The organism is Aminipila terrae (assembly GCF_010120715.1).
In the GTDB taxonomy this organism is placed as follows: domain Bacteria; phylum Bacillota; class Clostridia; order Peptostreptococcales; family Anaerovoracaceae; genus Aminipila; species Aminipila terrae.
Window position 1 is genome coordinate 3,410,831 of record NZ_CP047591.1, and the last position, 13,032, is coordinate 3,423,862.

General features: G+C 36.4%; 18 protein-coding genes and 1 pseudogene. 1 reads left to right on the plus strand and 18 read right to left on the minus strand.

Going from position 1 to position 13,032, the window contains the following annotated elements:
- Positions 1-24: 24 nt before the first annotated feature.
- The 9 genes and pseudogenes from Ami3637_RS16485 to Ami3637_RS16525 form a co-directional block, all read right to left on the minus strand.
- Entirely contained in the window at positions 25-282 is a 258-nt protein-coding gene (locus tag Ami3637_RS16485) for a hypothetical protein (RefSeq protein WP_162363523.1), read from the minus strand.
- 102 nt (positions 283-384) lie between these two features.
- Complete coding sequence (obgE, locus tag Ami3637_RS16490) at positions 385-1,680, minus strand: GTPase ObgE (protein WP_162363524.1); 1,296 nt, start codon at positions 1,678-1,680, stop codon at positions 385-387.
- 89 nt (positions 1,681-1,769) lie between these two features.
- Positions 1,770-2,030 (minus strand): 50S ribosomal protein L27, encoded by a 261-nt coding sequence (rpmA, locus tag Ami3637_RS16495; RefSeq protein WP_128745471.1) that lies wholly within the window; start codon positions 2,028-2,030, stop codon positions 1,770-1,772.
- Positions 2,031-2,112: 82 nt separating this feature from the next.
- Complete coding sequence (gene rplU / locus Ami3637_RS16500) at positions 2,113-2,475, minus strand: 50S ribosomal protein L21 (RefSeq protein ID WP_162363525.1); 363 nt, start codon at positions 2,473-2,475, stop codon at positions 2,113-2,115.
- A gap of 154 nt (positions 2,476-2,629) precedes the next feature.
- Entirely contained in the window at positions 2,630-3,718 is a 1,089-nt protein-coding gene (gene recA / locus Ami3637_RS16505; RefSeq protein WP_162363526.1) for a recombinase RecA, read from the minus strand.
- Between the two features lie 180 nt (positions 3,719-3,898).
- Positions 3,899-4,404: pseudogene (locus Ami3637_RS16510) on the minus strand (CinA family protein).
- Positions 4,405-4,486: 82 nt separating this feature from the next.
- Positions 4,487-5,026: a CDP-diacylglycerol--glycerol-3-phosphate 3-phosphatidyltransferase gene (pgsA, locus tag Ami3637_RS16515; RefSeq protein ID WP_162363527.1), complete on the minus strand. Its 540-nt coding sequence runs from the start codon at positions 5,024-5,026 to the stop codon at positions 4,487-4,489.
- 2 nt (positions 5,027-5,028) lie between these two features.
- The gene (rimO, locus tag Ami3637_RS16520) at positions 5,029-6,378 is read right to left on the minus strand and encodes a 30S ribosomal protein S12 methylthiotransferase RimO (RefSeq protein WP_162363528.1); all 1,350 of its coding nucleotides are present in this window, start codon (positions 6,376-6,378) and stop codon (positions 5,029-5,031) included.
- 152 nt (positions 6,379-6,530) lie between these two features.
- Complete coding sequence (locus Ami3637_RS16525) at positions 6,531-6,707, minus strand: hypothetical protein (protein WP_162363529.1); 177 nt, start codon at positions 6,705-6,707, stop codon at positions 6,531-6,533.
- 202 nt (positions 6,708-6,909) lie between these two features.
- Between Ami3637_RS16525 and Ami3637_RS19200 the strand changes: the two genes are divergently transcribed.
- The gene (locus Ami3637_RS19200; protein ID WP_162363530.1) at positions 6,910-7,122 is read left to right on the plus strand and encodes a helix-turn-helix domain-containing protein; all 213 of its coding nucleotides are present in this window, start codon (positions 6,910-6,912) and stop codon (positions 7,120-7,122) included.
- Positions 7,123-7,227: 105 nt separating this feature from the next.
- Here Ami3637_RS19200 and Ami3637_RS16535 read toward each other — a convergent pair whose 3' ends face one another.
- From Ami3637_RS16535 to Ami3637_RS16575, 9 genes are all read right to left on the minus strand, one after another.
- A complete protein-coding gene (locus tag Ami3637_RS16535; protein ID WP_162363531.1) occupies positions 7,228-7,476 on the minus strand; it encodes a phage holin in 249 nt (82 codons plus the stop codon).
- The gene (locus Ami3637_RS16540; RefSeq protein WP_162363532.1) at positions 7,473-7,742 is read right to left on the minus strand and encodes a hypothetical protein; all 270 of its coding nucleotides are present in this window, start codon (positions 7,740-7,742) and stop codon (positions 7,473-7,475) included. Before Ami3637_RS16540 ends, Ami3637_RS16535 begins: the two co-directional genes overlap by 4 nt.
- An 11-nt stretch (positions 7,743-7,753) precedes the next feature.
- Entirely contained in the window at positions 7,754-8,494 is a 741-nt protein-coding gene (locus Ami3637_RS16545; protein ID WP_162363533.1) for an N-acetylmuramoyl-L-alanine amidase family protein, read from the minus strand.
- Between the two features lie 42 nt (positions 8,495-8,536).
- Positions 8,537-8,770, minus strand: a complete 234-nt coding sequence (locus Ami3637_RS16550) for a hypothetical protein (protein WP_162363534.1) — start codon at positions 8,768-8,770, stop codon at positions 8,537-8,539.
- Positions 8,771-9,386: 616 nt separating this feature from the next.
- Positions 9,387-9,788, minus strand: coding sequence for a hypothetical protein (locus Ami3637_RS16555; protein ID WP_162363535.1), 402 nt, complete (start codon positions 9,786-9,788; stop codon positions 9,387-9,389).
- A 13-nt stretch (positions 9,789-9,801) separates the two neighbouring features.
- A complete protein-coding gene (locus Ami3637_RS16560; RefSeq protein ID WP_162363536.1) occupies positions 9,802-10,356 on the minus strand; it encodes a hypothetical protein in 555 nt (184 codons plus the stop codon).
- A gap of 14 nt (positions 10,357-10,370) precedes the next feature.
- Positions 10,371-11,276 carry a hypothetical protein gene (locus tag Ami3637_RS16565; protein ID WP_162363537.1) on the minus strand — a complete coding sequence of 302 codons (906 nt, stop codon included), beginning with the start codon at positions 11,274-11,276 and terminating at the stop codon, positions 10,371-10,373.
- Between the two features lie 11 nt (positions 11,277-11,287).
- On the minus strand, positions 11,288-11,818 hold the full coding sequence (locus Ami3637_RS16570; RefSeq protein WP_162363538.1) for a DUF2313 domain-containing protein: 531 nt from the start codon (positions 11,816-11,818) through the stop codon (positions 11,288-11,290).
- Entirely contained in the window at positions 11,818-12,900 is a 1,083-nt protein-coding gene (locus Ami3637_RS16575; protein ID WP_162363539.1) for a baseplate J/gp47 family protein, read from the minus strand. The genes Ami3637_RS16570 and Ami3637_RS16575 overlap by 1 nt, the downstream gene beginning before the upstream one ends.
- Positions 12,901-13,032 lie beyond the last annotated feature (132 nt).

Below are 13,032 nucleotides of genomic sequence, written 5' to 3' on the forward strand. Positions count from 1 at the left end.
CCGCAACATTTTTCTAAATATTTATTATATCACATTTTTCCTGTAATTAGCCATAGTTTCCTCCGTATACTCTATGGCATTTTTAGTTTTGGCCTTTAATTCTCTGACATTATTAATGGTATTAATGCAGGTCTTTTTTACATCAGAGACTGTATAATCTTTACAAATAGCCATTTCACATTTATTTGTAATGCCTGCAATAGTTTTGTTGTCAGAAGCCTGACATAACGTAAAAATAAAGCCAATTAAAATGCAGATAATGATCTGTTTTACTATTCCCATATTTTTGTCCTCCTTATATTTTATTAATACGTGGAAGACCTTTAAATAATGCTATTATTAGCAAATTAACAGGCAGTCCTTGCAGAACTGCCTGTTAATTAATTAATACTCTTCAAAATATTCAAATTCATAATTAAATATTCTTATGGTATCGCCTTCTTCAAGGCCCATTTTCTTTAACTCATCTAAAGCGCCCTTCTTTTCAATATATTTATATAAATATCGTAAAGAGCCGCTGTCATTAAAGTTTGTTGAATCAAAAATCTTTCTAAGCTGCTTTCCAGAAATCTCATATGTGCCATCATCAGCAATGGAAGTATACACTTCCTTAAAGTCTTCTTCCATATCATCTCTTTCAAAGTCAAAGAATTCGTATTCTTCTTCTTCTGACTTTTCTAACGCAAGCTTGTCTAACATTGCTGCTGCTTCTGCCAGTAGTTCATGAATACCTACATTAATAGGGGCAGAAACCGGAAATACTTTTATTCCCTTAGCTTCCACATACTCCTTAAATTTAAGGTATTCTGGATCATTTTCTTCAACCATATCCATTTTGTTTGCAGCAACAATCTGAGGTTTTGAGGAAAGCTTCTCATTATATAATTTGAGCTCATTATTAATTTTATCAAAATCCTCTATAGGGTCTCTGCCTTCAGAGCCTGATACATCTACTACATGAATAAGAACCTTGGTTCTTTCTATATGTTTCAGAAATTCATGACCTAACCCTGCGCCCTGATGTGCACCTTCAATAATTCCCGCAATATCTGCCATTACAAATCCATCTCCGAAGATGGAAACTACCCCCAGATTTGGTGTTATAGTTGTAAAATGATAATTAGCAATCTTTGGATTTGAATTGGTAGATACAGATAATATAGTAGACTTACCTACATTAGGAAATCCAATCAATCCTACATCCGCTATCAGTTTAAGTTCAAGAACTACATTTCTTTCCTTTGCAAATCCACCTGATTCTGCGAAATTCGGAGCCTGGCGCACTGAATTTTTAAAATTCACATTTCCCTTACCGCCTTTTCCACCTTTCGCAGCTACAAAGTTATCTCCTGCCTTTACAAGATCCTTCATAACAAATCCAGTTTCTTCATCTATTACTACAGTTCCCGGCGGTACTTTGATAATAAGGTCCTCACCCATTTTACCGAACCTTTTTTTCTTCATACCGTCCTGTCCATTTTCAGCTTCATATTTTCTTTTATATCTAAAATCCATAAGAGTTCTAAGACTTGCATCGGCCATAAATATAACGTCTCCGCCTTTACCGCCGTCACCACCATCTGGGCCGCCTTCCGGAACGAATGGTTCTCTTCTGAAAGTTACTGCACCATTCCCTCCTTTACCTGATTTAATTGTTATTCTGGCTCTATCAACGAACATACCTGAGCCTCTCCTTCCTATACAGAAAATCCTGTTTACTCTCGTAAATTATTTTAAAAGCCCCTATAAATAGGGGCTTTAGAATCAATTTAAGCTTCTTTAGGATAAACGCTTACTTGCTTTCTTGTTTTGTCATATCTTTCGAACTTTACAGCTCCATCAATCTTAGCAAATAAAGTATCGTCTCCGCCAATGCCTACATTATTTCCAGGGTGAAACTTAGTTCCTCTCTGTCTAACCAGGATGCTGCCAGCACTTACATACTGACCGTCGCCTCTCTTAACGCCTAAACGTTTCGACTCACTGTCACGACCGTTCTTGGAGCTACCTACTCCCTTCTTACTTGCCATAGACTACACCTCCTTTTTTCCTGTGTTGTCTTGCTAATTTCTTAGCTATTATGATAAGCTAACCTACCAATGATTGTAAAAATTATTCTGCTGCTTCTTCAGCTTCAGCTGCAGCTTTAGTTTTTCTAGCTTTTCTAGCAGAAACCTTTTCGATCTTAATCATTGTATAAGGCTGTCTGTGTCCCTGCTTCTTTCTGTAGTCTTTCTTTGACTTGTACTTGAAGATGATAACCTTCTGACCTTTGCCATGTTCAACTACAGTTCCAGCTACATTACAGCTTTCAACGTAAGGAGCTCCAACCTTGATTGTTTCTCCATCGCTTAATAAAAGTACTTTATCGAAAGTAATCTTTTCGCCAGCTTCAATATCTAACTTTTCAACTGTGATTACGTCACCTTCCTGTACTCTGTACTGTTTTCCGCCTGTTTCAATTACTGCGTACATATTGTCTCTTACCTCCTCTATCCAGTCTCGCCATCCAAAGGTAGCAACTTAAAAGCTGCTTTTACAAAAACCCATTCTGAGCGGCTTACAATAAAGTATAATATCATATTGGACATACAGTGTCAAACGTTTTTTATGTAAACTATCAATTATTTTACTGTTCGATAACCACGCCGTCCTCGTCTACTAACAGACCGTCTTCCTTCTTTTCTTCCTCTGTTTTAGGCTTCATATTTTCTTTTAATAAGAATTCAACTTTATTTAAAATCTCCGGATTTTCCATCAGATATCTCTTAACATTTTCTCTTCCCTGTCCAATTCGGTTTCCATCGAAACTATACCAGGATCCGGCTTTTTCTACAATCTTAGCTTCAACAGCACAATCCAGTACATCACCTTCTTTAGAAATTCCAGTTCCATACATGATATCAAACTCAGCCTGTTTAAATGGAGGGGCAACTTTATTCTTCACTATTTTTACTCTTGTTCTGTTTCCCAGAACCTCATCACCCACTTTAATGCTTTCAATTTTTCTCACATCAAAACGCATGGTTGAATAGAATTTAAGAGCACGACCTCCTGTTGTAGTCTCAGGGTTTCCGAACATAACCCCCACTTTTTCACGCAGCTGATTTATAAAAATCACTGCAGTATTTGATTTGTTAATACTGCCAGTCAGCTTTCTAAGGGCCTGGGACATAAGTCTCGCCTGAAGTCCTACGTGGCTGTCTCCCATTTCTCCCTGGATTTCTGCTCTTGGAACCAATGCAGCTACAGAGTCTACTACTACAATATCCAGCGCACCACTACGAACCAGCATTTCACAGATTTCCAGTGCCTGTTCCCCTGTATCAGGCTGGGATACCAGCAGCTCATCTACATCTACCCCCAGATTTCTTGCATATTCAGGGTCAAGGGCATGCTCTGCATCAATAAATGCAGCTTTGCCTCCTGCCTTCTGCGCTTCTGCGATTACATGAAGGGTAAGGGTCGTTTTACCTGAAGATTCAGGTCCATAAATTTCAATTATTCTTCCTCTTGGAATGCCTCCTATACCACTAGCAATATCAAGGCTTACTGAACCTGTGGAAATAGCTTCAATATTTAATCTGGCCGTATCATCTCCCAGTTTCATGATTGCTCCCTGTCCAAACTGCTTTTGGATCTGAGCCATAGCTTCTTTAAGAGCTTTGTCCTTTTCATTTTTATTTATATTAATATTGACTTCCTTATTAGCTGCCATTTGTTTTCCTCCTAACCGTAGTGAACATTTGTTCTTTACTAATAATACCTTACCAAAAGAATTTGGTCAATAGTTTTTTGACTTTCTTTAGAAAATAAAGAAATGGAATTTATTGGATATTATTATATTAATATACATTATTTTCCAAGTCAAGTTATTTATGAACAATTGAAGTAAAAATTATTGGATAAGTTCTCTAATCATATCAAACATGTTCAATACTGACGTGGTTCTGTTTGATTTTCTGTCCCCCTGCAGTCTTAGTTCTCTGCACAGTTTTTTATTGTCAAATACCGCGCAGACATATACCAGTCCCACAGGCTTTTCTAATGATCCCCACCTGGCCCGGCCACACCTGTAACTGATACACCTATTCTTGTGTTGGCTTTTCTTTTTATTCCTTCGGCCATTTCCACTGCGGTTTGTTCACTGACAGCACCATATTTATCCAGAGTCTGGCTTTTCACACCCAGTTCTTCTATTTTCGCTTTATTACTATAGGTTACAATACCCCTGTCAAAAACTGCAGATATACCAGGTATGTCTGTCAATGTCTGGGCAAACATTCCTCCTGTACAGGATTCAGCACAGGCAACAGAAATGTTATAATCCATTAGCATTTTCCCTACTGTATAGGGCAGACTTACATCAAATTCAACACTTTCCTTTTCTGTTTTTTCATTCATTTTAAAAATCCTTCTTTCTTTTTATTAAAACAAAAGGACTGTCTTAAAAAATAAAATTTAAAACAGTCCCATCCACCGTATATTACATAGAAAATACAGTTTTATTCTTCACGATATATTCAATACCAGAATAAATGGTCATTATTAGTGATGCCCATAAGAATCCCTCCGCCAGCATAGTAATAACAGGCATTACTGAAGTTAATTCCTGCACATTTACCAGAAGCAGAAGAGGCACCGCAATCATCTGAAGTACGGTCTTTATTTTGCCGCTCATACCAGCAGCTATAACAATACCTTCCGATGCAGCTACTGTTCTCATACCAGCAATGGCAAATTCTCTTGCAAGAATAATTATAAGCATCCATCCCGGAACAAGGCCATTGTCTACCATTAAGCAAAATGCTGAATAGACTAAAATCTTATCCGCCAGAGGATCCATTATTTTGCCAAAATTAGTTACAAGGTTATACTTTCTGGCAATCTTTCCATCCAACATGTCTGTCAGAGATGCTGCAATAAAAAGAACGAAAGCAATCAGGTTATATCCCAGCATATATAATACTACAAAAAACGGAACAGCAATAATCCTTCCTACGGTCAGCTTGTTTGGTAAATTCATCTCTATACCTCCACTCCTACTAAATCATAATCAAATGCATCGGTTATTCGAACCATTACCATGTCCCCCGGTTTCAAAACTTTATCAGAATTGAATATCACGGAATTATCAATTTCCGGAGCATCGTACTGGGTTCTTCCTACATAAGCACCTTCCTCATCCTGTTCCTCCACAAGAACCTGTAAAACCTGTCCGATTCTTTGCTGATTGGAAGCAAGAGAGATTTCCAGCTGAAGCCTCATAATGGAGTCCTTACGCTTTTCTTTTACATCAGAACGCACCTGTCCTTTCATATCTGCTGCAGGAGTGCCTTCTTCTTTGGAATAAGCAAATACTCCAAGCCGTTCAAACTTAGTAGTTTCTACAAAATCATACAACTCATCAAATTCTTCCCTGGTCTCTCCCGGAAACCCCGTTATTAAAGTTGTCCGTATGGTTATATCTGGCATGGCTTGCCTTAATTTGTGAATTTTGTTCATAATACTTTCGTGAGTTGAACGCCTGTTCATCAGTTTCAGAATCTTATCACTACTGTGCTGGATAGGAATGTCAATATAATGGCAGACTTTCTTTTCACTGGCCATAACCTCAATCAGTTCATCGGTAATCCTGTCTTCATAACAGTACATAAGCCGAATCCACTGCAATTTATCAATTCTGCAAAGCTTCTTAACAAGTTGTGCGAGTCTGAATTCACCGTATAAATCACATCCGTAAGCGGTAACATCCTGAGCAATCAGAATCAGTTCCCTGCATCCATTTTCAGCCAGCATTTCTGCCTCTTGCAAAATATCTTCTTCTTTACGGCTTCTGTAGTGTCCACGAATATGGGGAATAATACAGTACGCACAAATATTATCACAGCCTTCTGCAATTTTAATTGTGGCCGTATATGGATTTTCGTTAAGCTTTCTGTTCGTTGTCTCCTGAAACTGCTGATTACAGTCATATATATATATTTCCCTGTCAGTCTGGTGCTTCTCCAGAATTTCAGGGAGTTCATGATATTCATTTACTCCAATAAATATATCTACTTCAGGCATTTCTTTAAACAGGTCATCCCCATAACGCTTTGAAAGGCATCCAGATACAATGAGTAACCGTTTCTTATTTTCATCTTCCTTTAAATCAGCCATTTCAAAGATCTTGGCAATGGACTCTTTTTTGGCGTCATTTATAAACCCACAAGTGTTGACAATAATCGCATCACTGTCAACAGGACTATTTACAATACAGTGTCCTTTTTCTTCCAGTATGCCCGCCGCCATTTCAGAGTCATTGGCATTTTTGGGACAACCCAAAGTGCACAGATAAATGTTATATTTTTTTTGATTTTCTTTTTTATTATTCATACTCTACCTCTTAAATTACTTATTACATTTTAACAGTAACAGCTAATAAATCAATATATTTTTTATTAACATATAATTTGATTAGATAATATTATTAGGATTTAAGCTATTAATTAAATTATTTTGTTAATTTTAACATAATATATTTTGAATTATACTAAGTGTTTATTTCTTTCAGTTCGTTTATTTTTTATAGCGCAGTAATTGTATGCTAAGCTTGCTATCAATACCCAGTCCATTTTTTCATCTGCATCAGTTATTTTGTAAATGTCTTCTAATACCTTGCTGTCTATTGGTTGTTTTAATAAAATGCGTTTAAGATTCTCCATGCTAATTCCTCTTTCATTAAATATAACTTTCAACATTTTTAAAATAATTACTATAATTTAATTAATAGCTTTGCTTCATATAGTGCGTATATATCTATTTCTAACTATTTATTTAATTGAATATCAGGCGATGTTGTCTTACTCGATAATACCACAACTTTTCGACCTAATATATAATGTAGGTTGAATTTGTTGGAAGGGAGTGTTTAAGATTTATCTTCGTTGCAGAATAAATGAGATACGGAAAGAGATAGGGATTTCCCAAGCAGAATTATCAAATAGAACAAATCTGACTGTAGGCCAAATATCTCGCATTGAAAACAATAAGACACTGCCTGGCCTCTATACCCTGTTTACCCTTGCTGAAGGTTTAAATTGTAAGATAGAAGATATGTATTATAAATATAATAACTAAATTGTCTAATTTACAATATAAATTAAATAGGGAAATTGTGGAATACTTATATACATACAAAAAATCAATAAAAAGCCACCTATTTTAATTAGGTGGCTTTATCTATTAATTGGGCCTATTATATGTAAGTGCTCTTAGGCTGTCATTTGCCCCTTCAGTAGTGGGATCAACCAGCACCCCTAAAGTCCCTAACAAATTAATCACAATTCCTGCCCCTTGCATGAATTGATTTTCTGAAATTGGTACTGTAATACCAAATATGCTTAATAGCTGATACACAAAAGCTACTATGCAAGCTATTAATGCCGTTAGTGTCGTTTTATTCTTTAACCTTAATTTCCAATTTATTTTCATTCCTTTTCCTCCATTCCATCTATCCTGTGGTGTGCTGATTTTGCAGATTCCTCCACTTTAGCAATGGCTTTGCCATGCTCTTTTACTTCGTTTTCCAAAGCTGTGACACGCTTATCAATTCCAAGTATCGCATCAAGTTTGCCATTAATAGCACCTCGCCATTCCGCATCTCCAACTATTCTTTTATCCCTTCCAGATAGCCACCCTCCAAGCCCTACAAAGCAGCCTACAATCGCAATAAGAAATAATATTGTGTTTTCGTCCACTTTTAGTCCTCCTATTTAGTAATTCTGTCTAATAAAGCGAATAACTGGCCTTTTGTAATAGGTGCATCCAAGTCTTTGTGCTCTTCTGGATTATTTATAATCCCTTTCTTCACAAGGCTATCCAAGTAAGGTTTTGCCCAGTGCGCTTTCTTTGTCTCAGGCATTTTGCTTTCCTCCTTCCATGCAATTCCTAAATATTCTAAAATTCCCTTCGCATCACAAATGGCGCATTCTTCCCTGAAATTATTGGCCTTAAGCTTTACTAGTTCCGATTGATTGGTATAGAAGCCATGCTCTATAAGTACTGCTGGGGGTGTAGTGCTTACCACAATCCCAGCCACACCATGGGCATCTTTTATGCCTCTATCCTTTAGCCCTAATACCTTGCTGTTCTTCTCAATTAATTTAGCTAACATAGTGCCTTTAGAATTGCTGTCAGTGGGTGCACTGCAATAGATTTCCCAACCACTAGCCTCATTCCACGTAGTACCAGCAGCATTAGCATGTATGCTTACTACAAAATCTGGCTTAGTTTTATTAATTGCAGATATTCTGGCGTTTAGTTCTGTTTTAGGGTTTGCATTTTCCACATACTGCACATAGCTTTTTACTCCATGTCGGTCTAAATGTCCTTTTATTCTACAGGCTACATCATGATTAAATTCCCATTCAAAAAAGGAGCCGTCAAATGCCCTTTTCCCCGGGGTAAATTTACAATGTCCTGCATCTATACAAATATTGATTTTAATCACCTTCTTTAAAGAAATAAGGGAGCATTACGCTCCCTTCACCTACTACTTTTTAATTAATTCTTTGTAATCTGCTTCAGCAGTGCCCCAGTCAAAATCAGCAGGAATCCCCTTAGATGTCTCCTGCCTTTTCTGCATTCCTAATCTTACCCTGATTTCATACATAAGCATATCTTCAGCTTGGCCCATGTCACATTCCTCGGCAATAGCGATACTTCTAATCACTTCATCGTACTTCTTTGTAAAATCCTTCTGTTTTCTTAATTCTTCTTTAGTCATAATAGACCTTCCTTTCTGCCTCTTTGGGCTTAAAAAAATGTATTAAAAAACACGCATTATTGCGTGTTTTTATCTAAATTATTAAATTAGGTTTAATTTCATATTTTCATGTCGCTACATTTGCGACATTCTCGCCGTTCCGTTCATTTTATTCTGCTTTACCTGACTTATAATAATGAATTGAACAACTTAAACACATAATAATAAATACAAAAAAGAAAGCACTATAGCTGTTTATTATATGTCTTACATAATTACCAATAAATAAAGTACCATACCATATAATCAAACTATATGAATACCCTTCTAAATTAGGTGCTATCAATTCTATTATTGCTTGTAACAGCGAAGGTGCACCAAAATACATATAACAAATTATAAATGCTCTTAAAAATTATCTATTGAAAATCCACCACATATAAAAGTGAAAATCAAAGAAAAAATTGCACAAACTATTATTCCTATTGATATATACCATATCGGCTTTATATATTTCGCCATGTTGTTTACCCCCATGTTTTTTATATATTTATCATAACAATAATAACCATTTTAATCAATATCTTCCTACTTATTGGCGATGCATTTTCACTGCTAATTAAACTGTTAAGCTATTTTATAACAATCCTAATTCGGATAGTTTCTTTTCAATCAAGGTCAGCTGCCCCATAGTGACCATTACCCTCTCTTCTGTTACTTCTGGCTCAGTAGATGTGGCCGGAGTAATAATCACAGGTTCCATTTTCATACTTACTCTCAGGGAGTAGTTATCATAAACATGCTCTGTTGGGGTTTCTACGGTCTTGCCGTCTGTATCTGTAGTGGTTACTGTGTCTAAAACGGAGATTTTCTTCGTTTTAGACACATCTGCGAACAATTTATCCAACTGATCAAATGGATAATCACCCTTCTTGAAAACGAATTCAAGGCTGTCCCTGTTCGCCCCTTGGAAATATGTAGACTTCCCATTTATACATATAATATTTAACTCTGTATTATCATTTAATTTTATTTTCATATAATCCTCCTATTTATTCCAACCATATTTTACTTACTTTAATTGAACCGTTAGCAGATGCTCCGATGTAAATATAATGACTTGTGGAAATGCTAGATATGGGCAATGCAATTTTACCCGTTCCTGTAAAAGAAATTGATGCTGAAAAATCCCAGTTACCTCCACTTACTTTTGAATTTTGTGCAAGTAACCAACCACGCTGACCACCAGAATAATAATCAACCTGCGCATATACATAATTGTAATTTGCCAAATTAATTTTATTATTAGTTATCATACCTACGTCAGCACTACTATTAGCTGTGCATACAATTTGACTACCATTGTTTAACGCTATTCCGCTGTCACCACCTGAAATATAGAATTTTACCCATCCACCTGCATCTGCTATATTTTCTTGACCAGAGTTATATAATATTGGTAGGCTCAAACCACTGCTGAACACTTTCCGAGTTACACCACCAACACCCCTATACTGCTCTTTTATTTCCCTGTTTACACCGCCAACTCCCCGAAATTGCTGTTTAATCTCACGGTTTACACCGCCTACACCTCTATATATTGTCATAGTCAATCACCTCTCTATGCATATACTTGGTGTTGTGCACCCTCAGCAAGTGCGGCAGATGGCGCGGAAGTTGATACTGTGATGTTGTGCTCACCGTAAACCTTCCAAGCCGTGCCTGAACCATAAACACTTAATTTTAATGCGGAACTTATTTCACTATTCTCATTGCCTAATACTAAACATTTCCCATTAACACCTGATAAACTATAATTTGCAAATAAAAGAGTATCGTCATCTGCCATTCGCACTAAAGAGCCCCTTTGTCTTGTTGTGTTGGTGAGTACAACATTGGTATTTGAGAGACTCTTAACTTCCAAATATCCATTTAATGTTCCACCAGTTAAAGGCAGACCTGTTTTATCTGTAAGTAAATAGCCACTCAAGCTAGTATTATCGGTACAAATAGCATTTTTTAATCCGCTTTGAAAACACCTTTGGTATACACCGTTCTCACTTCCACGTATTTTAAAGAACATAGCTACACCGTCTGACGAGTAACGCCAATTTGTGCCATCGTAATAACAATTTGAGCAAAAGATATAATAATCACCTTGCGTATACATACCATTTATTCCGCTAATAATTTGCATACCACTATCTCCAAGAGTCTTTAATACTCCTGTCATCTGCACGCTGCCGTCTTTTTTAAGGAAAGAAGCGTTTACATCTTCCCAGTAAGTTGTATCTGACAGAGGCATGCCAGTATTATTATTGGTTTTTGACCTGTAAATTTTGCCTTGATATGTACAAGATTCATCTTGTGCATAAGTTATTGTTGCATCATAAGTCATTAGTGTTTTTGCAAGCACATTTACTATTTTATCCCAGTTCTGATTTAATGCTTGCTCAATGTTAAATGTTAAATTGCCCTGCGTTGCCGGATTATATTTAAACAAGTTTAAAATGTTTGATATATTCATTGTCCCTCCTTCTAAAATGCAAACTGACTAATAGTATGACTTTCTAGTTCAGATATTGTCATCATGCTTACATCTTTAACTAATAAGTATCTAAATAAATACTCAATATCTAAGTGACACGGTTTTGCTTTGCTTATTTCCGACCTTAGCCCTGCTATGTCTGTTGGTGTTCCATACTGACCTATAAATTTAACCACTATCTTCCCATTAATAAAAGAAATGGAGGTCTCCCCATTTTTCCAGCTATTTGCAATATTTTGGAGTAAATCAATATCAGACTTACCATTATTCTTAAATCGTGCCTCTACCAGACTGTTTTTTTCAGCTTGGGTTAATGTGTCACTAAAGTTAATGTTCATCTTCTTAGCAAGAATATCCGCACCCCATGTCATACTATCAAACCAGAATTGATTATACAGGTCTTGCAAAACTGTCTCTAAAATATCAATTTCTATTCCAGCGCTTTTACAGATATTCATTATGTATGGATCATCTCTCAATATTTGGTGCAGATTATTACTTAATCTTTCTTGGGCTGTCATTATTCAACCACCACACTTCCCATCACAGCTACTTCTTCATTCCCTACATTTATACTTGTCATGCCACCATTGACAGTAAGAGTAGTGTAATCCTTAACACCTTCAGTATCTAAAATAATACTGCCAATCTTGGCATAACTTACATAGTCCTGTTCAAAAGCAATGGATTTAAGATAAGCTGTTATGTTATTTTTAATATTTGTTGTCACAGTTTCAAGCGTATATCCACTTGATAATGTTGCATCCACACTAATATTAATATTTACACCTGCTGCGCTTACAACTGTACAATATGCTCCGATTGGAGCTTCACCTTTTCCTGTTCCCCAGGTGGAATTATTTGTACCTTTGGGATCAATGTAGTTTTGCACCGCATCAATAATCGTCTGGCTTGCTACCTGCATATCGGAGTTTATAATAACAATTTTTACAGTATTGGCACCATTCCATAACGGTATGACTTTTGCATTTCCGCAACCATTAATTGACTTGGCCCACTCCAAATAATGATATATATTTCCGCTTGTAGCAGGTTTTTGCAAGGCTTCATAGTATCTTGATTTTAAACTATTATCGGTTTCTTCATCATAACCATCATAGCTTGCGGCCGGATTGTTCACCGCTGTAATTCCTGTAATGGTAATAGGCATACTTATAATTGTATTAGCTCCGACATTGCCTGTTGCCCCGGCAACAACCGCCTGTGCTCTAATCGTACCATTTCCTGTTATTGCCTTACTCTCAAGACTTTTGAATTGAGTATTACTTGCGGTTGCAAATAAGTCCCCTACTGCTACGTTGCCTGTTCCAGTGATATTCAATACAACTTGTGCATAGGTGGCAGTCTTACGACTTATACCTTTTCTTTGCAACACATATTTGGTTAATTCCTCACCAGCCAGATTGTCCACATCAACCAGTTTAATAAGCTGCCCTACAACTTCATAGACTTTTGCCATTTCAATAGCGTTAGACTTTGCTAAATCTGCTGTCAATGTGCCAGTACTTTTTTCATAATCATCTGGTATGTTAGACAATAAATCAGTATAAATGTTATCCTGATTTTTAATTATAATTGACATTAGATCACCACCATTTCATTAATGCTTGTACTTGTGCTATCTACTAAATTAATTGTAAATTGCACTGTTAACGTAGTCCCTGACAGGCTTGCTTCAAAATCGGTAACGCTCTCAACAGCACTTAACTTTTCT

Excerpts from the sequence above, each read along its gene's own strand:
- Ami3637_RS16485 (WP_162363523.1), bottom strand. The coding sequence starts at position 282 with ATGGGAATAGTAAAACAGATCATTATCTGCATTTTAATTGGCTTTATT.
- obgE (WP_162363524.1), bottom strand. The coding sequence starts at position 1,680 with ATGTTCGTTGATAGAGCCAGAATAACAATTAAATCAGGTAAAGGAGGG.
- rpmA (WP_128745471.1), bottom strand. The coding sequence starts at position 2,030 with ATGGCAAGTAAGAAGGGAGTAGGTAGCTCCAAGAACGGTCGTGACAGT.
- rplU (WP_162363525.1), bottom strand. The coding sequence starts at position 2,475 with ATGTACGCAGTAATTGAAACAGGCGGAAAACAGTACAGAGTACAGGAA.
- recA (WP_162363526.1), bottom strand. The coding sequence starts at position 3,718 with ATGGCAGCTAATAAGGAAGTCAATATTAATATAAATAAAAATGAAAAG.
- pgsA (WP_162363527.1), bottom strand. The coding sequence starts at position 5,026 with ATGAATTTACCAAACAAGCTGACCGTAGGAAGGATTATTGCTGTTCCG.
- rimO (WP_162363528.1), bottom strand. The coding sequence starts at position 6,378 with ATGAATAATAAAAAAGAAAATCAAAAAAAATATAACATTTATCTGTGC.
- Ami3637_RS16525 (WP_162363529.1), bottom strand. The coding sequence starts at position 6,707 with ATGGAGAATCTTAAACGCATTTTATTAAAACAACCAATAGACAGCAAG.
- Ami3637_RS16535 (WP_162363531.1), bottom strand. The coding sequence starts at position 7,476 with ATGAAAATAAATTGGAAATTAAGGTTAAAGAATAAAACGACACTAACG.
- Ami3637_RS16550 (WP_162363534.1), bottom strand. The coding sequence starts at position 8,770 with ATGACTAAAGAAGAATTAAGAAAACAGAAGGATTTTACAAAGAAGTAC.
- Ami3637_RS16555 (WP_162363535.1), bottom strand. The coding sequence starts at position 9,788 with ATGAAAATAAAATTAAATGATAATACAGAGTTAAATATTATATGTATA.
- Ami3637_RS16560 (WP_162363536.1), bottom strand. The coding sequence starts at position 10,356 with ATGACAATATATAGAGGTGTAGGCGGTGTAAACCGTGAGATTAAACAG.
- Ami3637_RS16565 (WP_162363537.1), bottom strand. The coding sequence starts at position 11,276 with ATGAATATATCAAACATTTTAAACTTGTTTAAATATAATCCGGCAACG.
- Ami3637_RS16570 (WP_162363538.1), bottom strand. The coding sequence starts at position 11,818 with ATGACAGCCCAAGAAAGATTAAGTAATAATCTGCACCAAATATTGAGA.
- Ami3637_RS16575 (WP_162363539.1), bottom strand. The coding sequence starts at position 12,900 with ATGTCAATTATAATTAAAAATCAGGATAACATTTATACTGATTTATTG.